Annotated in this window: 21 protein-coding genes and 2 pseudogenes; 8 read left to right on the plus strand and 15 right to left on the minus strand. The window is 33.6% G+C overall.

Annotated features, from left to right (window positions below; translation table 11 throughout):
• Nucleotides 1-333 precede the first annotated feature (333 nt).
• The 5 genes from dnaK (at nucleotide 334) to EV142_RS05030 (ending at nucleotide 5,431) form a co-directional block, all read left to right on the plus strand.
• Complete coding sequence (dnaK, locus tag EV142_RS05010) at nucleotides 334-2,220, plus strand: molecular chaperone DnaK (RefSeq protein WP_132033350.1); 1,887 nt, start codon at nucleotides 334-336, stop codon at nucleotides 2,218-2,220.
• A gap of 315 nt (nucleotides 2,221-2,535) precedes the next feature.
• Nucleotides 2,536-2,979 (plus strand): helix-turn-helix domain-containing protein, encoded by a 444-nt coding sequence (locus EV142_RS05015; RefSeq protein ID WP_244606808.1) that lies wholly within the window; start codon nucleotides 2,536-2,538, stop codon nucleotides 2,977-2,979.
• The gene (locus tag EV142_RS05020; protein WP_127340811.1) at nucleotides 2,976-4,235 is read left to right on the plus strand and encodes a site-specific integrase; all 1,260 of its coding nucleotides are present in this window, start codon (nucleotides 2,976-2,978) and stop codon (nucleotides 4,233-4,235) included. Before EV142_RS05015 ends, EV142_RS05020 begins: the two co-directional genes overlap by 4 nt.
• Nucleotides 4,232-4,981, plus strand: a complete 750-nt coding sequence (locus tag EV142_RS05025; protein WP_127340810.1) for a hypothetical protein — start codon at nucleotides 4,232-4,234, stop codon at nucleotides 4,979-4,981. The genes EV142_RS05020 and EV142_RS05025 overlap by 4 nt, the downstream gene beginning before the upstream one ends.
• 108 nt (nucleotides 4,982-5,089) lie before the next feature.
• Nucleotides 5,090-5,431, plus strand: a complete 342-nt coding sequence (locus EV142_RS05030) for a helix-turn-helix domain-containing protein (RefSeq protein WP_127340809.1) — start codon at nucleotides 5,090-5,092, stop codon at nucleotides 5,429-5,431.
• A gap of 1,156 nt (nucleotides 5,432-6,587) precedes the next feature.
• Here the strand turns inward: EV142_RS05030 and EV142_RS05035 are convergent.
• The 11 genes and pseudogenes from EV142_RS05035 to EV142_RS05085 form a co-directional block, all read right to left on the minus strand.
• Nucleotides 6,588-7,628, minus strand: a pseudogene (locus EV142_RS05035) (aldo/keto reductase).
• Between the two features lie 297 nt (nucleotides 7,629-7,925).
• Nucleotides 7,926-8,285 (minus strand): cupin domain-containing protein, encoded by a 360-nt coding sequence (locus EV142_RS05040; protein ID WP_127340808.1) that lies wholly within the window; start codon nucleotides 8,283-8,285, stop codon nucleotides 7,926-7,928.
• A gap of 109 nt (nucleotides 8,286-8,394) precedes the next feature.
• Nucleotides 8,395-9,117 carry an SDR family oxidoreductase gene (locus tag EV142_RS05045; protein WP_127340807.1) on the minus strand — a complete coding sequence of 241 codons (723 nt, stop codon included), beginning with the start codon at nucleotides 9,115-9,117 and terminating at the stop codon, nucleotides 8,395-8,397.
• Nucleotides 9,118-9,278: 161 nt separating this feature from the next.
• Nucleotides 9,279-10,127 carry an SDR family NAD(P)-dependent oxidoreductase gene (locus EV142_RS05050; protein ID WP_202866508.1) on the minus strand — a complete coding sequence of 283 codons (849 nt, stop codon included), beginning with the start codon at nucleotides 10,125-10,127 and terminating at the stop codon, nucleotides 9,279-9,281.
• Nucleotides 10,128-10,206: 79 nt separating this feature from the next.
• Nucleotides 10,207-10,776, minus strand: coding sequence for a Crp/Fnr family transcriptional regulator (locus EV142_RS05055; protein WP_127340813.1), 570 nt, complete (start codon nucleotides 10,774-10,776; stop codon nucleotides 10,207-10,209).
• Between the two features lie 527 nt (nucleotides 10,777-11,303).
• Entirely contained in the window at nucleotides 11,304-11,468 is a 165-nt protein-coding gene (locus tag EV142_RS23985) for a hypothetical protein (protein WP_193555370.1), read from the minus strand.
• 251 nt (nucleotides 11,469-11,719) lie between these two features.
• Entirely contained in the window at nucleotides 11,720-12,052 is a 333-nt protein-coding gene (locus EV142_RS05065; RefSeq protein WP_127340806.1) for an antibiotic biosynthesis monooxygenase family protein, read from the minus strand.
• Nucleotides 12,053-12,154: 102 nt separating this feature from the next.
• The gene (locus tag EV142_RS05070) at nucleotides 12,155-12,559 is read right to left on the minus strand and encodes a DoxX family protein (RefSeq protein ID WP_127340805.1); all 405 of its coding nucleotides are present in this window, start codon (nucleotides 12,557-12,559) and stop codon (nucleotides 12,155-12,157) included.
• A 35-nt stretch (nucleotides 12,560-12,594) separates the two neighbouring features.
• Nucleotides 12,595-13,176: an ester cyclase gene (locus tag EV142_RS05075; RefSeq protein ID WP_127340804.1), complete on the minus strand. Its 582-nt coding sequence runs from the start codon at nucleotides 13,174-13,176 to the stop codon at nucleotides 12,595-12,597.
• Between the two features lie 94 nt (nucleotides 13,177-13,270).
• Nucleotides 13,271-14,104 carry a helix-turn-helix domain-containing protein gene (locus EV142_RS05080; RefSeq protein WP_127340803.1) on the minus strand — a complete coding sequence of 278 codons (834 nt, stop codon included), beginning with the start codon at nucleotides 14,102-14,104 and terminating at the stop codon, nucleotides 13,271-13,273.
• 147 nt (nucleotides 14,105-14,251) lie between these two features.
• Entirely contained in the window at nucleotides 14,252-14,941 is a 690-nt protein-coding gene (locus EV142_RS05085) for an aspartate/glutamate racemase family protein (protein ID WP_127340802.1), read from the minus strand.
• Between the two features lie 462 nt (nucleotides 14,942-15,403).
• Between EV142_RS05085 and EV142_RS24635 the strand changes: the two genes are divergently transcribed.
• Nucleotides 15,404-15,709, plus strand: coding sequence for a DDE-type integrase/transposase/recombinase (locus tag EV142_RS24635; RefSeq protein WP_371311634.1), 306 nt, complete (start codon nucleotides 15,404-15,406; stop codon nucleotides 15,707-15,709).
• 77 nt (nucleotides 15,710-15,786) lie between these two features.
• Here the strand turns inward: EV142_RS24635 and EV142_RS05095 are convergent, their stop codons facing one another.
• Nucleotides 15,787-18,309, minus strand: a complete 2,523-nt coding sequence (locus EV142_RS05095) for an Ig-like domain-containing protein (RefSeq protein WP_127340801.1) — start codon at nucleotides 18,307-18,309, stop codon at nucleotides 15,787-15,789.
• 663 nt (nucleotides 18,310-18,972) lie between these two features.
• Entirely contained in the window at nucleotides 18,973-19,290 is a 318-nt protein-coding gene (locus EV142_RS05100) for a LacI family DNA-binding transcriptional regulator (protein ID WP_306462558.1), read from the minus strand.
• Nucleotides 19,291-19,622: 332 nt separating this feature from the next.
• Between EV142_RS05100 and EV142_RS24310 the strand changes: the two are divergent.
• Nucleotides 19,623-20,071, plus strand: a pseudogene (locus tag EV142_RS24310) (bifunctional 4-hydroxy-2-oxoglutarate aldolase/2-dehydro-3-deoxy-phosphogluconate aldolase); the annotation flags it as partial.
• 365 nt (nucleotides 20,072-20,436) lie between these two features.
• A complete protein-coding gene (locus tag EV142_RS05105) occupies nucleotides 20,437-21,441 on the plus strand; it encodes a LacI family DNA-binding transcriptional regulator (protein ID WP_127340799.1) in 1,005 nt (334 codons plus the stop codon).
• A 77-nt stretch (nucleotides 21,442-21,518) separates the two neighbouring features.
• On the opposite strand, the gene EV142_RS05110 is transcribed toward EV142_RS05105, so the two are convergent.
• Nucleotides 21,519-22,232 carry a LytR/AlgR family response regulator transcription factor gene (locus EV142_RS05110; protein ID WP_202866507.1) on the minus strand — a complete coding sequence of 238 codons (714 nt, stop codon included), beginning with the start codon at nucleotides 22,230-22,232 and terminating at the stop codon, nucleotides 21,519-21,521.
• Nucleotides 22,229-23,365 carry a sensor histidine kinase gene (locus EV142_RS05115; RefSeq protein ID WP_127340797.1) on the minus strand — a complete coding sequence of 379 codons (1,137 nt, stop codon included), beginning with the start codon at nucleotides 23,363-23,365 and terminating at the stop codon, nucleotides 22,229-22,231. The genes EV142_RS05110 and EV142_RS05115 overlap by 4 nt, the downstream gene beginning before the upstream one ends.
• Nucleotides 23,366-23,413: the final 48 nt, after the last annotated feature.

Here is a 23,413-nt window from a genome sequence, read left to right on the forward strand (position 1 = left end):
GATTAATTAAAAATATAGAAAGACATATCCTGTTAGATTCCAATAAACTTCTTTTGAAAACGAGTGCCCTAGCCCAGATACAAGCGGTATCCTTTTTTGTTTTTTCTTTAAAAATAAAAAGATACAAGCGGATAGCTGGAAATAGCTCCCGATAATGACACCTAAAGTACTGATATGCCACAGTTGTCAGGTTTTGAAAATGTCATGTTGTCAGCTGATTTTTACTATGACAACATTAAAACTGACAATTTACTTTGGTTTTTTATATTGGCACAAAGATTGACTTATGCCACCTGAGTTAAAAATGTATATCAAAAATTAAATATATAAAAAATGGGTAAAATAATCGGAATTGACTTAGGTACGACGAACTCTTGTGTTTCTGTAATGGAAGGTAACGAAGCAGTTGTTATTCCTAACGCAGAAGGAAAAAGAACAACTCCATCTATCATCGCTTTTGTTGAAGGTGGCGAAATTAAAGTAGGTGATCCTGCAAAAAGACAAGCAGTAACGAATCCTACAAAAACGATTGCTTCTATTAAACGTTTTATGGGACACACTTTTGCTGAGACTACAAACGAAGCAAAAAGAGTTTCTTATTCAGTTGTAAAAGGTGACAACAATACACCACGTGTGGATATTGACGGTCGTTTATATACTGCACAGGAATTGTCAGCAATGACTCTTCAAAAAATGAAAAAAACTGCTGAAGACTATTTAGGTCAAACTGTAACTGAAGCGGTTATTACTGTTCCTGCTTACTTTAACGATGCACAACGTCAGGCTACAAAAGAAGCTGGTGAAATTGCTGGTCTTAAAGTGATGCGTATCATCAACGAGCCAACTGCTGCGGCACTTGCTTACGGATTAGATAAAAAAGGAACTGATCAAAAAATTGCTGTTTACGATTTAGGTGGAGGTACTTTTGATATCTCTGTTCTTGAATTAGGAGATGGTGTATTTGAAGTATTGTCTACAAACGGTGATACTCACTTAGGTGGAGATGATTTTGACCACGAAATTATTGACTGGTTAGCAAATGAATTCTTAGCAGAGGAAGGTATTGACTTACGTTTGGATCCAATGTCATTGCAACGTTTGAAAGAAGCTGCAGAGAAAGCAAAAATTGAATTGTCTTCTTCTTCAGAAACTGAAATCAACTTGCCATACGTTACAGCTACTGCTTCAGGACCAAAACACTTAGTTAAAAAATTATCAAGAGCTAAATTTGAGCAATTGACTGATTCTTTAGTTAAACGTTCTATGGAGCCAGTTGCTAAAGCATTAAAAGATGCAGGTTTATCTACATCTGATATTGACGAAGTTATTCTTGTTGGAGGTTCTACACGTATGCCAAGAATCGCTGACGAAGTAGAAAAATTCTTTGGTAAAAAAGCGTCTAAAGGAGTTAATCCTGATGAAGTTGTTGCTATTGGAGCTGCTATTCAAGGTGGAGTTTTATCCGGAGATGTAAAAGATGTATTGTTACTTGACGTTACACCTTTATCTTTAGGTATCGAAACTATGGGTGGTGTATTGACTAAATTAATTGAGTCTAACACAACTATTCCAACTAAAAAATCACAAGTTTTCTCTACTGCTGCTGATTCTCAGCCATCTGTTGAAATTCACGTATTGCAAGGTGAAAGAGCTATGGCGGTTGATAACAAAACTATCGGTCGTTTCCACTTAGACGGTATTCCACCAGCACCAAGAGGAGTTCCTCAAATCGAGGTTACTTTTGATATTGATGCAAATGGTATCATCAAAGTTTCTGCAACTGATAAAGGAACTGGAAAATCTCACGATATCCGTATCGAAGCTTCTTCTGGTTTAACAGCTGAAGAAATCGAAAAAATGAAAAAAGATGCTGAAGCTAATGCTGATGCTGACAAAATAGCTAAAGAAAGAGCTGAGAAATTAAACGAAGCTGATAGTACTATTTTCCAAACTGAAAGTCAATTGAAAGAATTGGGAAGTAAATTAACAGACGATCAAAAAACAGCTATCGAATTTGCTTTGACTGAATTAAGATTTGCTCACCAATCTCAAGATCTTGAAGCAATCCAAAAAGGATTAGACAATGTAAATGCAGCCTGGAAAGTAGCTACAGAAGCAATGTACGCTCAAGGTGGTGAACAAGGTCAACAAGCGGCTCCTCAACAAGAGCAGTCTCAAGGTGACAATGTTGAAGACGTTGAATTCGAAGAAGTCAAATAATTACTGATTAACATCAGTTAAGAATAAGTGCTAAAGCGCTGTAAACTTTATGTTTACAGCGCTTTTTCTTTTTTGTTCTTTTTTTATTCTGCTATTTTTTAATCGTTTTTTATCATATATTTGTACCACATTTGTACCGGCACTTAAAAGGCGATAAAGTGGCACTTATTTATGCTTATGGTGTATTAATCAGTAGATTGAGCTATGAAACGATTAAATAAACAATGTCTTGTCTGCGGCGGGGAATTTCTGCCCAAAAACGTAGCTTCCGTCTACTGCTCTCCTAAATGCAGCAAAAAAGCATACAAACAGAAGATGCTGCGGCTAAAAAAGGAAGAGGAGATCAAAGTGCTGGCAGGTAAAATACCCGAGAACAAGGCTTTTCTTTCTGTTCCGGAAGCTGGCATTCTTTTTGGTGTTGCCAAAAGAACACTTTACCGGCTTGTCAGCCAGGGGGAAATTCCGTCAGTTAATCTGGGAATCCGCCTTGTAAGGATAGACCGAAGCGTTATGGCTGAGATGTTCGGCCCTGCCCGCAGCCTGCCGCAGCCTGAAAGCGCACCGAAGAAAAAATTATACAGCCTTGAAAAAGAAGACTGCTATTCTATCGGCGAAATAGCTGAAAGATTTCAAATTTCTGAAGGTTCTGTCTACAATCATATCAGGAAATATTCAATCCCTACCAGACAGATCGGAAAGTACGTATATGCCCCCAAAATGGAAATTGACAACTTGTATAACGGAAATGATTTTATATGAAGCAATTAGCAAAAACCAAGGTGACTGTGCGTCTTCGAAAAGCAGAAGACCGAAAAGAATGGTATGTTTACATAGAAAGCTATCCTGTAGAGATTTCCGAAAAGAAAGCTCCCCAGAGAATCCGTGAATATATAAACCGATCCGTAACAACAGTGGAGTGGGACAAAAAAAGAACTGCCCGGACAGATGCAGCTGGATCAAAGTCGTACAAACCCAGACGCAGCGATAACGGAATTATAATCTGCAGAAGCGAAAACGACCGTGAAATTATGCTGTATGCTGACGGAGTGCGTAAAATTCGGCAGAAAGAATACGATAACACAGATTTGTACAGTGATGCTGAGAACCTATTGGCTGAACAAAAAGAAAAAGGAAAAGAGGATTTTATTAGATATATTTCTGCCACTGCAGCTAAAAGACATGCCCGAAGTTCGAAATCTATTCAGATCAATTGGGAGCGGTCCAAAGAATTTTTAAAAAGCTATTCGAAAGGCAGCCTTATGTTTTCTCAGATTGACAGCAGAATGGCGGAAGATTTTAAACTATTTCTGCTAGGTGCTCCACTCGGAGGAGGCAAAAAAGGAACCATTTCCCGCAACACTGCGGGTACCTATTTTTCCATATTTAAAGCGGCTTTAAAACAGGCCTTTATCGAGGGATATCTAACAGTTGATTTATCTTCAAAAATAAAAGGCATCCCGGAGCAGGAGTCAAGACGTGAATATCTGACCATTGAAGAATTGAATACACTGGTATCAACACCATGTGAAAAAGACGTCCTTAAAAGAGCCGCACTTTTCTCAGCGCTTACAGGACTGAGGCATTCCGACATTCAGAAGCTCCGCTGGAAAGAGATTAGTCTGGAAGATGGTATGGCTAAACTGCATTTTACGCAGAAAAAGACAAAGGGCGTTGAATATATGCCTATTTCTCAGCAGGCTTTGCAGCTCTGCGGAGAACCGAGGCTTCCCGCGCAGCTTGTTTTTGAGGATCTGCCGGACCCATCGTGGATTTCGCGCCCTCTGAAAAAATGGGTTGAATCTGCTGGCATTAAAAAAAATATTACCTTCCACTGCTTCCGCCATACATTTGCAACACTGCAGTTATCGAGCGGGACAGACATTTATACGGTCAGTAAAATGCTGGGACATACCAACGTAAAAACTACTGAAATCTATGCAAAAGTAGTGGACGAGAAGAAAAATAAAGCTTCGCAGGCAATACAATTGGAATCTTTAAAGAACAAGCCGCAATGAAAACAAAATACTTTGAATATATTGTTATTTACCTGTCTGTTTTTTTAGTATGTGTTTTTGTCGGCATAATAGGAAGACTGGTGCTGCTGGAAAAAGGTGCGGATGAGTATACAGCCGGCGCTTTTTTTTGGATCAGCACTGGATTTGGAATTTTAATGTTTGCAATTCTAAGTTTATTTCTAAACGAATTGGCCGCTCGCGTACTGAATCGTTTTTTGAAGGTTAAAAAAAATGAATCGCCTGAAAACCATATTCCAAGTGAAGACCTTGAAAAGATCGAAGAGGAGCGTCAGGATACTTTAATTAAACCCGAATTGTCTGAAAATAAAAATTCAGCCAGATATATTGAACAGATAAGAGAGCAGCAGCAAAATGTAATCAAAAATCAAAAACAAGCCAGAATTGATATTGTAATTCGTTATACGCAGGAAAAATTTGCCATATATGCTGCAGATGATGATTTGAAACAATTGTGCAGGAATATAATAATATATGCTGAAGAGATAAATTTTGAAAATATTAAACAGGTAAAAGTAAAAGATTTGTCAAATCTCGATTTGTATCATTTTGGCTGGAATATCTGGAATTGTTTTAAAGTAGGAAAACAGGACAGTATCGCACAATTTTTAAAATTAACTTTTGCGGAATCCTTAAAGGATGTTGAAGAGAACAGCATTAAAACGCATCTGAAAGATGATGATCAAAAAGGCATTATAAAAATTATGGAAGACTTTACTTATTTCTAATTATCAGTAATTAGAAATGCACTGTGTTTTTTAAGTGTTTTTGTTGTGGCTTAGGACACAGTGAAAACACTTTTTTCATTTGCTCTATAACAATTAAAAACGATAGTTATGGACATAAATGAAATCTCATTTGAGAACCTGCCCAAAGCAGTAGCACAATTAGCGATTGAAATTGCCGAGATTAAACTTATGATTCAGAATGTACAAGTATATGAATCTAAAGAAAAAAGTGTTCCTATTGGTATTGAAGAAGTAAGCCGGTTAATAGGAAAAGCAAAGCCTACAATTTACGCTCTTGTAAGGCAAAGAAAAATCCCGTGTTATAAGTATGGTAAAAAGCTGTATTTTTTTGAAGAAGAGCTTTTAGAATGGATTTCTAAAGGGAAAAAGAAAACAATACAGGAAATCGAATCAGAAGTATTGAAATATAATCATAATCGAAATAAATAGATGGATTATAGCCAGGAAGAATACTTATTGTCATTCTATTAGATCATAGTGAAAAATTCATATTGTGGTTTCATGAATAATTAGGTCAGTAATACACAAATTTTGTTGATTATTAGATAGGAAATTTTCAACGGATAATTAGGGATTCGAATTCTTCTTTAGACCCAGTTAATATAGGTAATGCAATGCTGATTATTTCAGGGATACTTCTGAAATTTTAATAGAATAAATATACATTTTTTTATTATTTAATAGGTATTTTTGGATCAACTTGATGTGTAAAAGCTGGATAGAGTAGAGCAGGATTCGAACTTAATCGTTCAAACCCGTTTCTATGTTACGTTTTTATAATGTCTTAAACCTAAGTGCACCGATTCTGCACCTGAATTACAATTGTTGCTTTTTTACTGTTTATTTATTTCAAAAACAGCTTTGTTTTTATGTTTAACAGACTCTTATTCAGTGATATTATTCTGAATAATTTGTTTGTAAATATATCATTATTTTTCGATTATTAATAATTTAATTTTTGATGATTCTTTGTAGCGGGAAGCATTCAAATATTGATGATTATGCTAGTATTATTGAATGCGCATCTTAAATTTGATTTTGAAAAATTAGGATAACTTTTTTGAATAATAAAAATAAGCCTCACTATTTTGAAATATAAACTATTGAAAGATTAAAAAATTATTATTAAAAAATGAACCTTAATTTTTTCGATACAGAAAGTAATATTCCTTTATTTATAAGGTTTTTCCAACCATGAAATACAAATGAGGTACAAGTTTTTAGCTAATAAAACAAAGTAACAACAAATAAAAAATTATAGATATAAGGATCGTTTTTGTTTGACCTTTTTTACTTATCTCAAAGAATACATTAACCCAACGGTTAGCACGAATATATTTAAAATATTCTATTTCAATAGATTTTAATTGATCGCTTGTAGTCTATTGTATTAGATCTGATTCTTTTATTCAAATGACTTGTTTTTATTCTTTATACTATGATAGACATCATGTCTATGGCAAACCATTGAAAGTATGTAGCTCTTTTATCGAACTTATTTTGATGATATTTTGCTCAGAATTTTTCATATTTTAAAATTCGCAGACAGTTTTCAAATACTGTCTGCATTTAAAAATCTATAAATTTAAGCATTTAAAAAATTACTCCCAGATGCACTTCGGTCTTGTGTCATTACTTCTAAAACACCGCCCGGATATTCGCCTGGTAATTTGCTTACTTCATCCAGTTGTGCTAATTCTTCTTCTGTAAAAACCACATCAATTGCTTTTAAATTATCCTCTAACTGATGCTGTTTTGTTGCTCCAATGATCACACTTGTTACTACAGGTTGGTTTAAAGTCCAAGCCAATGCCAATTGTGCAATAGTTGTATTTTTTTCTTCTGCCATTGGCGTTAAAACGTCTAAAACATCATAAGCTCTTTCTTCGTGAAAAGATGGAAAAGGAAAATTATTTAAACGCCCTTCTTCTTTTTGTCCATCTCTTTTGTATTTTCCAGTAAGCAAACCACCACTTAAAGGACTCCAGATCATCATTCCAACTTTTTGGTCTAATAATAATGGAACTAATTCTCTTTCTGCATCCCTCACATCTAATGAATAATTTGCCTGTAACGAAGAAAAACTGTCTAAATGATTGTATTTAGAATAAGACAACGCTTTCATTAGTTGCCAAGCTGCAATGTTACTTGCACCAAAGTATCTAATCTTACCACTTCGCACCAAATCATCTAAAGTTCGAATAGTTTCCTCTATTGGAGTTAATGGGTCTGCTGTATGAATTTGATATAAATCAATATAATCTGTACCTAATCTTTTTAGACTGGCATCCACTTGTTGAATGACATGCTTTTTTGAAAGCCCGAGGTCGTTCTGGCTTTTACCCATTGTTCCTCTAACTTTTGTTGCCAAAACCAAATCGTCTCTGTTGATACCAAGGTTTTTTATAGCTTGACCAATCATTACTTCCTAAAGTCCTTCGGAATAAATGTTTGCAGTGTCAATATAATTAACACCTGCCTCTGTTACCGTTTTGATTTGTTCGTCCACTTCTTTTTGGTCAAGATTGCCCATATAACCAAAAAATCCTTTTCCGCCATAATTCATTGTACCTAAACAAATGGTTGAAACTTTTAACCCTGTATTCCCTAAAGTTTTGTACTTCATTTTTTCTATTTATTTAATTGTGAAGTACAAAGGTCAGCAGTTTAATAAATTTGGCTGTGTCCAAATAAAAGATATTTGTGTTCAAAATGAATTACATACAAGCTAATTAAAAGAATTTCTAAACTCTAATGGTGTAAAATTTGTTTTAGTCTTCTATACTTGTTAATTTCAAGCTTGTTTCAGTTTCCTACTCTTGTATGAATTCCAGATTTGGGAAATAGTTTGGCACCAATATTAAATGATATGGCAAATTGGGGCAAAGAAAATGTATTGAAAACAGAATGATAAATAACAAATTTAATAAGACTGTTGTTCGATTGATTTTGTTATTGCAGACTTAACTTCTCCCGTATGTTTTGTTGTTTTGGTTTCTATCAACATAATTGAGCATTCTTCAATAGATGAAACTCTATGATTAATACCTTTTGGGACTACAAACATATCTCCAGATTTCATAGTTAGATTAGCTTTATTTTCAATTTCCATTAAAAGTTCACCTTCTATAATGTAAAATAGTTCATCTTCGTTTTCGTGATTATGCCAAGGAACTTCTTGACCTTTAATTTTGGCAACTTTTACATATTGGTCATTAACTTCAGCAATGATTTTTGGAGAGAAGTAGTCTTTAACGTCTTCTAGTTGATCTTTTAAATTCATAATATAATATTTTAATAGTTTACCGTATATGTTGCTAAGTACACAATGCCGACAATCAATCCTGTTGCAATGGCAGACTGGTAAGCAAAATGGATATAATTTTCAATAACTATGGATTAAGCAGCTTCAGGTACTCTGAAATTGTTTCGTTGTTCGCTTTGGCTCTTGTTTCGCTGCTGCCAAAGGTCAGTTCGGTTTTGCCTTCTTTCAATTGCTCAAATATTGATGCCACAAAATCGCTCACTTCAGGTAAGCCTTTGTGAACTACTTGTCCGCCCAATGCTGTGTTTATTGCAGGCGGTATCAATTCTATTACTTCTATATTTTTGTCTTTTAGCTGATGGCGTAAAGAAATTGTGAAAGACCTTGTAAAAGCCTTCGTACCGCAATATACCGGCACTTTGGAAAATGGTGTAAACGCAAGTCCTGATGATACATTGATTATTGTATTTAATGAAGGAATACTTAAAAAGAGTTTTGTAAGATGGATAGGTGCCAAAATGTTTATGTCCACTTCCGTTTTAGCCCTTTCATAAAAGTCATCGTCAGACACATTCATCCAGTTTTGAACGCCCGCATTGTTTACAAGCACATTTAAGTCGGAATGATTTGCTGCAACCCATTCATATAATTCATTGCGGCCTTCTTCACCTTCCAGATCACATACTTTTGTGATAACGGAAGGAAATTTTTCTGCCACTTCTTTTAGTGCAGTTTCCCTGCGTCCACAAATAATAACTGTATTGTTTTCGCTGATAAATCTTTCCGTCAATCCTAAACCGATACCGGTAGCACCACCAGTAATTAAAATTTTGTTGTTTGCTAATTTCATTTTTTTTTATTGATATTGTTAAATTGGAAAATAATGTAAACCGTGCTTTAGAGCTTATATTTTTTTTTGTGTGTAAATAAGGTTATTTTATTTTAAATCACTCTTTTATATTTGTTAATTTTAAACTTGTTTCCCAAAGATTTTTTTGAAACTCCAAATTATTAAGAATCAACAGAAGATTTCACTACTTTGCCATCTGAAAAATAAATTCCTTTCAAATTGCTAAATTCTTTAGAAAACGCAAGGTTGGCTAATCGAGTTCCTGATTTTGACGGTGTGTTGGTATTTCGCTTAAAAAGCGTCATTGAGGGCATGATGTTTTTCCATACAAATCTCAAAATCGCAGGATAATTTTTTGCAAGTCCTGTTCCTGGAGTAAGTCCGGGATCAAAAGCATTAACCCTAATTTTTGTATTAGCTAATTTTTGTTGTAAGCTGTAAACCGTGAGTACATTTGATAATTTTGATGTTGAATACCTTCTTTGTCCTGTTGTCGTTTTCTTTTCATTGGTTTCCTTTGGATAAGCCAGCTCATTGGCACTTTTATAAACAGGTGGTTCTATTCCTGTTTTTTGTAATGGGTCGTGAGTATCACTTGCAGTAAAGGTTATACTTGCATTATTATCCATAAATGGTAAAAGTAATTGTGTCAACGCGAATGGACCTAGATGATTTGTTCCAAAAGTGATTTCAAATCCGTCAGCCGTATATTCTGTTTCACCAATATTTTGTATGCCTGCATTGTTTACTAAAGCTGAAATTACAGGTTCTTTTTCTTTACTAAAAGTACTAGCAAATTGACGGATAGATTTTAGTGAAGCCAAATCTAATTGTAAACATTTCAAATTTTGATGTCCTGTTTTATTCTTGATTATTTGAATTGCTTCGTTTCCTGCTTGTACATTTCTGCAAGCTAAAATTATTTGCTCGTTTGTTGCGATTTTTGCCATTTGTAAGGCGCACTTAAAACCAATTCCGCTATTGGCTCCTGTAATAATAATTGATTTCATTTTTTATATTTTTAGTTTATGATGCAAAATTGCCTCAATTAAAAATGAAATTATTTGCCATTTGGCAAAAAAAAACGATTTAGCGAATGTTTTTTCTAATTCTACTTAATGAAGATTGGGTAATTCCCAAATAAGAAGCCAAATAAGATAGTGGTATTCTATTAGCAAGGGTTGGGAATTTATCTAAAAATTCCTGATAGCGTGTAGTCGCATCTTCGGATAGCATCGGACTTAATTTATTTACTTTCTCTATTAGTGCTTTAGAGGTAATTTGACTAATTATATTGTCCCAACCGATAATCGTTAAAGACAATTCCGTTAATGCATCCGTTGAAAGGATTAAAAGTGAACAATCTGTGATGGCTTGTACATATTCTGATGATGGTATTTTTTGGTTAAAACTGTTTATGTCAACTGCAAAATTATGTTTGTCAATAAAGTATTTTGTTATTTCTTCGCCTTTGCTGTTGTAATAGCAAACCCGTAAAATTCCTGTGTCAATAAAAGCAACCCTTTTGGGTATTTTCCCAGCTTCAGAAAAATACTCGTCTTTTTTTAGTTCCAAAACTTTCGCTTTACTTTTAATTAAATCGATTTGTTGTTGATTTAGTTGACCAAATTGCAGTAAGTAGTTTATTAAATTATCCATAGCGATAAAGGTCATTAATTTAAATTTGTTTTAATTTGTCAAATGGCAAAAAAGATTATTGCAATACAATTTCTTGTTTTTTTAGACAAGGTTTGGCATAGTTTGAAGGTTTGCTCACAGCATTACGCATAAAGTTTCGACAACCTTTTTTATAGGCAGAATTTTTGTTTGCCTATATTTTTACAGAGGGCAACTTGCTGGTTCAGGAAAATATTCTTCACTGATAAATTTTCCGGTTGGACCATTTTCATCAATAGTAGCATATTTAACAATACGTTTCCCTGCTTCTTCTGGTGTACTTGTGCCTTGATGTCCTGTAAAGTCAGTTTGGGGATAACCCGGTCAAACCATATTGACTTTAAATGGATTATTCTGTAATTCCTGTGCCTTTTGGATGTCAATAAGTATTAACGCAGGTCTATCTAATTTTGTCATAATTATTTATTTTATTTACCGTCATATGATTTTTATATATGAAAATTTTTTATCAAAATGACGGCTTTGAATTTTAAAATCTATGACATATTTTATTTTCCGTAAATAGTTTTTAGAAATTCTTTTAGAGAAATTGGCTTTCTGCCTAACAACATTTCTACCTCACTTCGATTTGTATCAAATTCTCCATTTTTAATAGCTTCTGCAAAAGTGGCAAAAAAAGCAGCATTACCTTCTGGAACTCCTGCATTCACCAATTGTTCTATATATGTTTTACTGTCTGGTTTGTGATAATTAACCTCTTTACCAGTAATTTCCGAAAGAATTTCAGCTATATCCGAAAAAGAGTATGCAGTTTCATTAGCTATGGCATATTCCTTATTATGCCAGGGAACTTCTAGCCCTTTAATTTTGGCAACTTTTACGTACTGGTCATTAACTTCAGCAATGATTTTTGAACAGAAATAGTGTTTAATGTCCCTTAGTTGATCTTTTAAATTCAGTGAAATTATTTAGAGTTTGCTTCTCTTGTATCAAAAACAGTACACAAAAAACGCTGAGACGACAAGGCAATTTTACTGCCCTCAGTTATCATCCTTTTTCCACCTTCGCTATTAATCACTCCTTGAAAAGCTTCCATATTTTCGTATTGAGCATAAAGTGCTACATTGTTTCCGTCTAAACTTTTATGATAAGTTGCGGAAATAAACCCTGGGCAACTCGCAATAAACTCGTCGGTGCAAGAAACAAGTAAATTGATTAATTCATCTTGTTTTTCTGGTGCTACTGTAAAAAGACTAACTAAAGTTAATGCATTTTGTTCTTTTGAAATTGTGATCATTTTTTATTTTTTAAATTTATGATTTGGTTTTAAAATTAAATTATTGAGTGAATATGTGTATATTTTTTTAAATAACTTTTATTCTAACGTTTTTTTATTTAATCAATTTCTTTTCGCTATTATACCTAATGAAAACGCTGCAGCAGATGCACAAAATACGGAATAATCAAGTGGTGCTTTTATATTAGTTGAAAATGCCATTGACAATCCAAATAATAAAAGTAAAAAGCCTGTTGCCTTGGCAAAAAATGTGGTTTTAAAAGTAGAAAGTAGCCCTATTGCAAATGCTATTTCTAAAATAGTAGCTAATCCTCCTAAAAATGGAATTAATGATGGAGGAAACATTGGATTTATTTTTTGTGTGTAAGCCAAAAAACTTTCCCAGTTTCCCCAAGCCGAAAGTTCTTTACTCCAAAATCCAAATCTATCGGCAACAGCTGATAAAAGACCAACACTAAGAGCGATACGTATAAACCATTCAACAATTTTTGTTCCTGATATTTTCATATTGTTTTAAATTTAACTATAATTTTTTATTGAAATTATTTTCCAAGACCAATTTGATCCATATAGGTTTTATTGTCCCAATACAAAAATTCTTCAATCATTACACCATTTTTCCATATTCCGATGGTAGCCATTGGCAGTTTAAAACTTTTTCCTGTGGGTTGAATGAATTTTCCCTCTCCAATAGGCATTGGTTTTGTAAAAGTTCCTTCCATTATTCCTGCTACTGCGGTATATTGTCCAGAACCAAAACGGATAGGATGTTGTTTAATTCTCGTATCTGGCGCATATACAAACATTGCTTTCAAATCTTCAATATGTTTTTCGATACCAGTTGTGAAATGACCATCGGGCCAATTTACTTTAATGTTTTTGGCGTGACTTTCGTGTAATCTTGTCCATTCTTGATTTGAAAAAACGGTATAATCAAGCGTGTCAAATTTTATTAAATTTTCATTTACCAAAGTACTATTAGCAGTTAGTTCTGTAATTTGTTTTTGTAGAGATGTAATTGTTGCTTGACTTTCAGAATCAGTATTAGCTTCTTTTTTACAACTTATAAAAGTTGTTAGTGCGAAGGCAAGTATGATTGCGTAAATTGCTTTTTTTGTTTTCATATTTTTTTTAATTGGTTACCAGTAAATTAACAATGCAAAGATAGAGACGAGGCCCACTTTATTTAATACAATATTCGGTAATTGAATTGTAGATTTAGGAAATAAGTCTGTTTTTCATTTCTTCTCTAAACTCGGTTGGTGATTGCCCAGACTTCTTTTTGAATACATTGGAGAAGTATGAATTTTCATTATATCCTAATTCATAAGCTATTTCAGAAATTGTTTTTTCAGTTGAAATCAATAAATTTTTAGCTTCAATAAGCTTACGTGTTTCTATGATTTCAAAAACACTTTGTTCTAAAATAGTATGGCAAATTAGATTTAGGTTTCGGGAAGACATAAACAACTTTTCGGCATAAAATTCAACCCCAACGGGGCTTTTATAATTTTCTTCAAGAATTTTAAGAAAGTTTCCAAATGAAATGTGTTGAGTTTTTTGTTGAGATTCATTTGACCATTCAATTTTTCTTCTTTCGGCTTCTATCATCGTTAATAAAACACTTAGAAGCTGCTTTATGATTGCATAATTTGGATTTTCTTGAGTTGTTTCATCCAACATCATTTTACAGAGTTCAACAAACCTTTGAAAACGTTTGTCATTTTGTAATTTTAGGTTGGCTTGTTTGTGATAAAGAGAATACAGCTGAAACGTGGTTTCTGGAATAAATTCGCTTTTGAAACGAATCACCCAAATATCGCATTCACCATTATAAATGCTAGGAATAATACGGTGCATTTTTCCTTTGGTAATAAAACTAACAAAAGGGGCTAGGGTTTTGGTAGAATTAAAATCTATAAAATGTTCTAGTCCTCCATTTAATCCTATCAATAATTCTTCGAAATCGTGATTATGTGGCGCATCAGGTTGGTCAGAAATCTTTTTGGCTTCCAATTCGTCAACTTTGAATATGTGGAATATCTTATTCATCAATATTAGTTTATGGAAATGTTTAGTTTCCTTTTGAAATTGTGATCATTTATTTATAATTAGATCAATATATGAATTAAAGATATTTATTTTACTTCAAATTACTTTAGCCTCACTATTACCAAATTGTTGTTGCTTGTAACTTTTTTAACTTAATTGAAATTCAATCGCTGCTTTTGAATGTAATAATGCCGTGTCAAATACCGGCACCTTAACGTCATTTTGATGAATAACTAATGGGATTTCGGTACAACCCAGAATAATCCCTTCAGCTCCGTTTTCTACAAGCTCCTCAATTATTTTTAAATACCTTTTTTTTGTTTCGGCAGTTACAAGACCTTTTCCTAATTCTTCAAAAATTGTATTATGTACAAATTCCCTATCCGCATCATTTGGAATAATTGTTGCAATTCCTTTGTCTGCCAATTTAGATTTAAAAAAATCAAGTTCCATTGTGAATTTTGTCCCAAGTAAGCCTACTTTCTTTAATCTTTTTTTCTCAATTTCTGTCGCAGTGGCCGTAGCAATATGAATAATTGGCAAACCAATTTCATTTTCAAGTCTGTCTGCTAAAAAGTGCATTGTATTGGCACAGAGTACAATCGCTTTTGCTCCACAAAATTTTAAATCATTACAGGCCTTTAAAACCATTTTAAAAGTTGTTTCCCAATCGTTTATGTCATTGTTTTTTTTAATATCCGCATAATTGAACGAATATATGAGACATTGAGAGTAGTTGAGCCCGCCCAATTTTTCATTAATCCCCTGATTAATTAATTTGTAGTAATCAACTGTTGAAACCCAGCTAATTCCGCCGATAAGACCAATTGTTTGCATATTTTTGTTTTAGTGTTTAATAAAGTTAAACCGGAAATTCAACGTTTAATAGTAGCTGTAACATTCTGGATGAATTCTATCGACTAAGATATAATTTATTAATAAAATTAAATTTTATTTTACCTGCACTTTATTTTTAAAATGTATATGCTTGCTATTCGGTTCTGTCTTATTTAAAGCTTAATTTTATCTTCGCCATATAAATTCTTAAAACCGATTAATACTAAAAGGTAATTGATAATCGAAATCTATTATACAACATCAGTATATTTTAAATTTAGGTTTATATTAACCTATTGGGATGTCAATACTGGGAGTAAAAGTTCTCCTGCCCTGCATATTATCAGCAGAAAGTATTTTCTATACGAGTTACTTCCTTGTTCGTAGTAATTCTATCAATTGATTGTCCATGTACATAAAATAGAGACTTAGAAAAAACATGCTTCCAATATTTTTTTTAATATTAAATCAGGCAATACAGTAGATTTTCTTTTGACCAGAAAAAGGCAGAGAATGAACATGCAGTCATTTCCAATTAAAGCACTTGGTAATAACTACAGGCCAAGAGTGATTAATATTGATAAAAGTGGCTCTAATATTGCCGCTATCAGAGTCTATAACAAGTATTCTTTCTCAAAGATTAAAACCCGACAGTGTAAATATCTCAACAATATTATAGAACAAGATCATCGTTTTATCAAGTGGCTCATACAAAATGTTTTAATTTATATTATTCTACTACGCAACTTTTTAATTAATTTTTTATAGCCGAACCATTCAATTTTTTTCTGTGGCTGATCCATTTATAAAAAGATTAAAAGTCACGCAGTAGAATGACCATTTGTTTATTCCACAACTATTTTTTGAATTCTCGCTTTGGTAGAATTTGTAGTTCTTAAAAAGTAAATTCCTTTATTTAAATTTGGCAGCTGAATCTTTACAGCGTTTTCCGTATTCATAAATTGTGAATACACGATACTACCATTTATATCCGAAAGAACAACATCAAAAGGCAGTGCGTCAGTTGACGTAATATTTAACTGCGAATCTGACCTTACCGGATTTGGGTAAGCCATAAAATTTTGAGCTCCTAATATACTTTGATCTTCATTTACAGCCGATGATACTTTTTTTGAACTAAGTGTGGCATTCGAAGAAACAGCAGAAGTAAGGTAAAATTCAATATCATCGTAATCTAGCCATTTATTAGCTGCCCCGGAATATTGATAAAAACCCAGTTCACAGCTGTTATTGGTTACTAATATATTATTTATTTGTACTTCTGTCCAAGTGGCGATACTTGTATTTAGAGGATATTCTATCGGACCAGCCCCATAATTTTTGGCATACATAACGGCGGTGCTTTGTCCGCCTGAACTGCGAACCCATGCTTTCATGGTATAATTTCCGTTTACGATTCCCGAAAGAGATTGAAAAACGGACACCTCAAATTCAGTATTTCCCCATTGAATTCCTTTGTAATTTGGAGAATGCGGAGCATCTGCAGAAGTTTGGGCATTTGCAATGCCCGGTCCGTATTCTGTCCAGCCTGTTGGTGTCTGGGTCGCTGTTGTATTAGCATCAAAGTTTCCGTTTACCAGTTTATTTACATTTACCAAATTTTGTACAGAGACTGTACATGTTGCAGTTTTACCGTCTGATGCTGTTCCGGTAATTATTGTAGAACCTGCACTTACTGCATTTACGATTCCTAAATTGCTTACTGTCGCCACAGCAGTATTGCTTGAAGTCCAGGTTACGCCTTGGTTACTTGCGTTGTTTGGGGAAAAAACGGTATTTATTACCCTACTGCTTCCAATAGGCATTGTCATACTGCCCTGTGAAAATGTAAATCCTGTTATTGCAATAGGCGAAAGATAAAATTCGACATCATCGTAATCTATAAAATTATTAGCCAGTCCTGATTGATAGAAACCAACTTCGCAGGTATTATTGGTAACTTTAATATTGTTGATCTGCACTTGTGTCCAATTTGGTATACTCGAAGCTATAGAATAGCTTAGGTCACTTCCGCCATATCCTTTGGCATACATGGTTGCCCAAGTTTGTCCGCCGGAGCTTCTAACCCAGGCTTTCATCGTGTAATTTCCATTGGCTAGTGCGGTTAAGGTTTGTGATACAGCAACCTCAAAAGGAGCCGCTCCTGACTGTGTTCCTTTATAATTTGAAGAATGTGGCGATAGATTAGAAGTTTGTGCAGTTGTGACACTTCCCCATTCGTTCCAGCCTGTGGGTGTTTGGGTCGGTGTTGTATTGGCGTCAAAATTTCCATTGACTAATTTATTGACATTGGCAAAAATTTGAACAGATACAGAGCATGTTGAGGTTCTTCCGTCGGAAGATGTTCCAGTTATTGCTGCAGTTCCCGCGCTAACTCCCGTAACCATTCCCCAATTATTTACAATAGCTACAGAAGTATTGCTCGATGTCCAGTTTACAATTTGGTTTGTTGCATCAGAAGGTGTAAATGTTGTATTGATAACTTGTCTGCTGCCTATGTTTAATGTTAGGTTAGCTGGGGAAGTTGAAAAACCTGTAATTGCTTTTTGAGTAGTGTCTATATTTTTGTAAACCCTAACATAGTCGCAATACATAGTAGCCGGCAAAACTGTTGTTGCGTCAGGATCGCCCGGCCAGCTTCCACCAATAGGCAGGTTTATTAAAATATATTGAGGCAGATGGTACTCTGCAGTATAATTATATCCATCTGTAATTCTAAATTGTTTGTAAAGCACATCATCGACATACCATTTGATATAGTTAGCATCCCAGGTTATCGAATAAACATGCCATTGCGTAACATCAACAGTGTAAGAAGTTCCATCCTGCACATGCAGTTCATTGGCACCTGCCCAATGTGCCGTACCGTGCGCTACAGTTTCGCTGTTAACATGTTCGAAAATGTCGATTTCACCACACCTTGGCCAGCCAATTTGAGGAAAGTTTGATCCTAATGTCCAGAAACACGACCATAATCCTTTACCTTTTGGCATTTTAAAACGTCCTTCGATTTTTCCGTAAGTCCAGGCAGCTTTATTCAAAGTAATTACACTTGCCGAAGTATAATTTTTTCCGCCTACATTTTCTTTAACAACCGTAATTTCCAAATTTCCATTGTTTTGTTTTATGTTATTAGAATTTGTTGTGTAATACTGTAACTCGTTGTTTCTGATATTTCCTCCTAATTCATAACCCCATTTTTTGGGATCTGGAGCACCAGTGCCGTTAAACTCGTCAGACCATACCAATTGGTAGTTTTGGGCTTTTGCGCTAAAATTAAAAAGCAGCATACATGATAAAGTGCAAAAGAAAACTTTTACACTAATAAAGGTTAGTGTTTTTTTCATAAAAATGATTTGGTTTATAGTTAGTAATGTATAAAATTAACAATGAGTCTTTAGAATTCGGATTTGTAATTTGAAAGTCGAATTCTTTTAAATTAAAATTTAAGTACTTAGTTTAGAGACTTGTATTGTTGGATATTTGGCGAAAATTAAATAAAAAAATTATACATGCAATAAAAAATCTCGGAAAAAATGCTATTTATTTGCGCAAACGTAAATTAAATTTGCGCAAATTATTGTATTTGTATTTATTGAAGAAAAAAACGATTACTATTAAAGGTATGCCTTGAAAAAAATAATATTATATTTCGACAGTTTCCAAGTCAATATAAGATCCTTCGGATATCATGGGGAAGACAAAACAGATTGTAAGAGAAGATTTTAAAATATTCAATTAAGCCAATAAGCGCTCTTCGGTAATGGTTAGAGATTTTGGTACCAGGATCATTCCGAATCTTTTGTATCCCTGTTGTAAAAGATGTTCGGTGACTTTTTCAGCACCTTCTATATTTTTGCCAAAACTTTTGATGTTTTAGCCGAAGGGCTTATTCTGTAGACATTGATAATTGCAATTCCTTTTTGCTGTAGTTATCGATATAATCAAAATGCAGTGGTACTTGCGGAATGACAAACCAAAAGTCCGTCAACAGGGCTGTCCATTAATGCCTATACATTTTCCAATTCAGTTTGGTAATCTTCATTCGAAAGGCAGATAGTTACTTTAAACCCATTTTTAGAAGCAACCTTTTGAATTCCGCCAAGCATTGAAGAAAAAAAAGTAGACTGAAGATGCGGAATAATCACCCCAATGGTTTGAGTTTGTTTGTTGGCGAAATTTCTTGACATTAGATTTGGGCGGTATTCCATTTCCAATGCTACTTGTTTTAAGGCCTGAATAGTCGCCGGACTTATATTCGGATGATTTCTTAAAGCGCAGCTTACCGTTGTTGCCGAAATTCCCATTGCCTGACCAATATCTATAATAGTGGTTTGGTAATTTTTCTTTGTTTTATTTTTTGCTTTTCGGCTTTCATGATTTAAGTGAAATTACAATAATAACGCTGCTTTTGTCTGATAAATCCTGACTTTAAAACAGCCTCTACTTTACTGCATTTCGGGCTTTTAACTCCCGGCATGACATTTTAGATTGATTTTGTTTTTCGAAGACAGAAATTTTCTATCTATCGAAAACGATCGTGTAAACGTTTGAGATAGGAAAAACATTTGAAACGCTGTAGTGCACATTGTCAGCATATGCTTTAAATTCTACATTTGGAATAAGACTTTCAACGTGCTGAAAGTTTCTAATGACGTAGGGGGCTAGTTTAATGAAGTTTACCGCCATGGTTAATTTTAGTCATGAACTCTTTGATGCGCTTAGAAAATACGCCATCAAAGAGTTACCGAAATGATTATGGGATTAGGGTCAGTTATAGATGTATCTTCGGCCTCATTGTATATCAAACTGGGAGCCAACTTTATCGTAACCCCTGTTTTAAGAGAAGATATCACAATAGTCTGTAACCATAGAAAGTATTATAGTCATTGTAGTGGCAACTTAACGGAGATTACAAAAAGCAGAATAATTAGGATGCGAAATTGTAAAGCTTTTTTCAGGTTATCTATATGGACCTGAGTTTATCAAAGGAGTAAAAAGACCACAACCATGGACTTTAATTATGCCTACAGGAGCAGTAAATCCAAGTGAAGAAAATCTTACGGGCTGGTTCAATGCGGTGTGACTTGTGTGGGTATCGGCTCTCAATGAATAACTTAAGAAATCATTGCAGACAAAGATTATTCGGGGTTACCCAAAAAGTTAAAGAAGTTTTTGAAAATATAGCAAAATTGAGGTAAATGCAATTTGTTTTTAAGAAAATAACGCTGAAGAATTTTTTGGACAGAGTGTCGATTAAAATAATAATATAGTCATTTCAGATGAATGATCCGGATTGGCTGAATATGAAGTAATCAAAGTCTTTTGCGGGTTTTGGCTACTGTTAAAAAGGAAGTTTTTATTTGTTTATTTTGTTTTTAAACGGTGGATCTGAGTTTTTGTCCACCGTTTTTTTAGTTTCCTTGTTTAGGATTAAAAAATAACTGTGTTCTTTTCAAATTATAACTTTTCAAATGAAAAAAAAATCTGTTTCCATCAATACAATTGCCAAGGATTTAAATATTTCTATAACGACTGTTTCTTTTATTCTTAACGGAAAAGCAAAAGAGAAGCATATTTCAAAAAAACTCACTCAGTGTGTATTAGATTATGCCCAAAAGTTAAATTACAAGCCAAACCAAATCGCACAAAGCCTAAGAACCGGAAAAACCAAAACCTTGGTTTTTATGGTAGAAGATATTTCTAATTATTTCTTCTCTAAATTGGCCAGAATTATCGAAGAAATTGCGTATTCTAACGGCTACAGAGTTGTATTTTGCAGTAATGAAAATCAAGATGCCAGATCAATTGAACTTATCAATTTGCATAAAAGCAAACAGGTTGATGGTTTTATAATTGTCCCGTCCCCGGGAATAAAAAAAAATATAGCAGAATTAATTGAGGACAATTTACCCGTTATACTTTTTGATCGTTGTTTTGCTGATTTGGATTGTAATAGTGTTATGCTCAATAACCTTGATGCAGCTTTTAATGCAACGAATCATCTGATTTCAAATAATTATAAAAACATCGTTTTTATAACCACAGATTCGAATCAAATGCAGATACAGGATCGTTTAACAGGCTATAAAAAAGCGATTAAGGCTCATAATTTAAAATCCTGTTTTCTTAAAATTCCATACCAGGAAATCACTAATGAAAAATCAAAAGATCTCATCAGAAGATTTATTGAAACCAACAACGAGTTGGATGCTGTGTTTTTTGCAGCGAATCATCTCACGAAGACTGGATTGGAAGTTTTCAAAGAAAGCAATCCGGATTTAATCCAAAGTTTAGGCGTTATTACTTTTGATGATAATGAACTTTTCAAAATTTACAGTCTTGCAATTATAGCCGTTCCCCAGCCTCTGGAAGCTATGGGGGATAAATTAATGGAGGTAATGATGCGATTGTTGAATCAAAAGGAAGTGGGTGAAGCATTTGAAAAAATTGAATTTAATGCTGAATTAAAAATTTGACCATTTTTATTCTTTTCAGTTTTTCTTTCCGCTAAAACAGGGTTGAAGTAACGATGCAAAAAACAAAAAATCAACCGTTAATCCTGAGTTTTTTTGATCAGTTCTTCCTTGAAAATCCTTCCCAATGGTAGTATCTTTCCATCTATGGTGACCCTGTTGCCTTCTATAGTTTCAATTTTTTTCACGGCAGCAATAAAAGATTTATGAATACGTAAAAATTTAGATTCCGGAAGTTTTTCTAAAATTTTATTTAATGAAGAATATGTAACTAATTCCCTGTTTTTAGTTTTTACTCTTACATAATCTTTTAGGCTTTCGATATACAAAATATCATTTATAGCAATGCGGATTAATTTTTTATCCACTTTTACCCATAAATCTTCATCTTCACCGGTAAAATTTGATAAATCGGTTTTTTCTGTCGCCGGCGGTATTTCAGATATGATTTTTATTACTTTAGAAGTGGCGCTTATAAAACGCTGAAAACCAATTGGTTTTAGTAAATAATCTACAACATTCAATTCGAAACTTTCTACAGCATAATCCCGGTAAGCAGTTGTCATAATAATAGCAGGATTGTAATTTAAAGTTTTTGCAAATTCTAAACCATTAAACAAGGGCATTTCTATATCAAGGAAAAGAAGATCGATTTTGTTTTTTTGTACATAAGTTAAAGCATCCACAGCACTTGTGAAACAGGCTGAGAGTTCAAAATCTGATAATCTTTCAAGATAAGTTTGTATTATTTCAATGGCGAGTGGTTCGTCATCAATGATTACACATTTGATCATGATAATTGAATATGGAGTTTAGTTATGAATTGATTGTTTTTTCGTTCCTGAAAAAGTGTGTACGATTGCCCGTAAGTTAAGTCAAGTCTTCTCTTTACATTTCGAAGTCCGATACCACCTTTTTTTGTTTGATTGAATACCTCTGAAGAGGGATTGATAACTGTTAAATCAAGTACATTTTTACAAATCTGAAGCTGAATCGTTATCTCTATATTTGCTGTAGCACTTTTAGGGCTATGTTTAAAACTATTTTCAATAAAAGGCAATAGCAATAAAGGTGGTAAATAGATATCTTCTGATTGAGCATTAATTTCAAAAATGACCTTAGGACTTACTCCGAATCTTAAACTTTCCAAATCAATAAAATTTTGGATATAGCTGATTTCTTTTTTTAAAGAAGTCTTTTCCTGATCTGTTTCATATAAAACGTAACTCATAAAATCTGATAATTTTAAAACTACTTCTGGGGCAAGGTCAGATTTCTTTAAGGTCAATGCATACAGATTGTTTAATGTGTTGAAAAAAAAGTGAGGCTGCAATTGTGATTTTAAGAAAGAAAGTTCTGTGGTCAACTGTTCTCTTTCCATCTCTTCTGCTTTTTGTCGTTGCAGGAAATAATCTTTAGATAATTTAATTCCGGTTGTTAATACCATTACAGTAATCATAAAAATCTCCTTACCGATAAAACTGAAGGCTGTAAATTGGGAATCGGCTTTTAAAGCAGTTGGGAGTATGCCCGACTTCATCAGTATCCCGAAAATAAACAGATTAAAAGCATTTGTAAACAAAGCGCTTAAAATAAATAATGTTACATAAAAAATGAGTTTTCCCTTGTAATAAAACAAAGGCAAGAGGAGATAGAGATTAAAATAAACTACTGCTGCAATAAAGGGCAGTCTTATACCAAAACAGATTATATTATATTTCAATGCACCTGTCAGATACCCCTGGGAGACAGCGGTCAGTAAAAACAGCATGATCCAGAAAGCGATGTGATAATAAATACGAACTGTAAAGGCACTCGTAAAGTAGTTAGTGCGATTGGTATTCAGTTGATATAAAAATCTGTCTTTTGAAAAAATCCCGGAATCAGAAATATCCATATTATTTTTTGCATTTGTTAGTGTCAGCATATAAAATTACATCATTTCAACTGAAAAAAAATCATATTTTCTACAAAC

This window comes from Flavobacterium circumlabens (assembly GCF_004345565.1).
Classification (GTDB): Bacteria; Bacteroidota; Bacteroidia; order Flavobacteriales; family Flavobacteriaceae; genus Flavobacterium; species Flavobacterium circumlabens.

Bases quoted from the DNA above. Each gene is read 5' to 3' on its own strand.
- dnaK (WP_132033350.1), top strand. From the start codon at position 334: ATGGGTAAAATAATCGGAATTGACTTAGGTACGACGAACTCTTGTGTT.
- EV142_RS05015 (WP_244606808.1), top strand. From the start codon at position 2,536: ATGCTGCGGCTAAAAAAGGAAGAGGAGATCAAAGTGCTGGCAGGTAAA.
- EV142_RS05020 (WP_127340811.1), top strand. From the start codon at position 2,976: ATGAAGCAATTAGCAAAAACCAAGGTGACTGTGCGTCTTCGAAAAGCA.
- EV142_RS05025 (WP_127340810.1), top strand. From the start codon at position 4,232: ATGAAAACAAAATACTTTGAATATATTGTTATTTACCTGTCTGTTTTT.
- EV142_RS05030 (WP_127340809.1), top strand. From the start codon at position 5,090: ATGGACATAAATGAAATCTCATTTGAGAACCTGCCCAAAGCAGTAGCA.
- EV142_RS05040 (WP_127340808.1), bottom strand. From the start codon at position 8,285: ATGAATTTAAAAGATCAACTAGAAGACGTTAAAGACTACTTCTCTCCA.
- EV142_RS05045 (WP_127340807.1), bottom strand. From the start codon at position 9,117: ATGAAATTAGCAAACAACAAAATTTTAATTACTGGTGGTGCTACCGGT.
- EV142_RS05050 (WP_202866508.1), bottom strand. From the start codon at position 10,127: ATGAAATCAATTATTATTACAGGAGCCAATAGCGGAATTGGTTTTAAG.
- EV142_RS05055 (WP_127340813.1), bottom strand. From the start codon at position 10,776: ATGGATAATTTAATAAACTACTTACTGCAATTTGGTCAACTAAATCAA.
- EV142_RS05065 (WP_127340806.1), bottom strand. From the start codon at position 12,052: ATGATCACAATTTCAAAAGAACAAAATGCATTAACTTTAGTTAGTCTT.
- EV142_RS05070 (WP_127340805.1), bottom strand. From the start codon at position 12,559: ATGAAAATATCAGGAACAAAAATTGTTGAATGGTTTATACGTATCGCT.
- EV142_RS05075 (WP_127340804.1), bottom strand. From the start codon at position 13,176: ATGAAAACAAAAAAAGCAATTTACGCAATCATACTTGCCTTCGCACTA.
- EV142_RS05080 (WP_127340803.1), bottom strand. From the start codon at position 14,104: ATGAATAAGATATTCCACATATTCAAAGTTGACGAATTGGAAGCCAAA.
- EV142_RS05085 (WP_127340802.1), bottom strand. From the start codon at position 14,941: ATGCAAACAATTGGTCTTATCGGCGGAATTAGCTGGGTTTCAACAGTT.
- EV142_RS05095 (WP_127340801.1), bottom strand. From the start codon at position 18,309: ATGAAAAAAACACTAACCTTTATTAGTGTAAAAGTTTTCTTTTGCACT.
- EV142_RS05105 (WP_127340799.1), top strand. From the start codon at position 20,437: ATGAAAAAAAAATCTGTTTCCATCAATACAATTGCCAAGGATTTAAAT.
- EV142_RS05110 (WP_202866507.1), bottom strand. From the start codon at position 22,232: ATGATCAAATGTGTAATCATTGATGACGAACCACTCGCCATTGAAATA.
- EV142_RS05115 (WP_127340797.1), bottom strand. From the start codon at position 23,365: ATGCTGACACTAACAAATGCAAAAAATAATATGGATATTTCTGATTCC.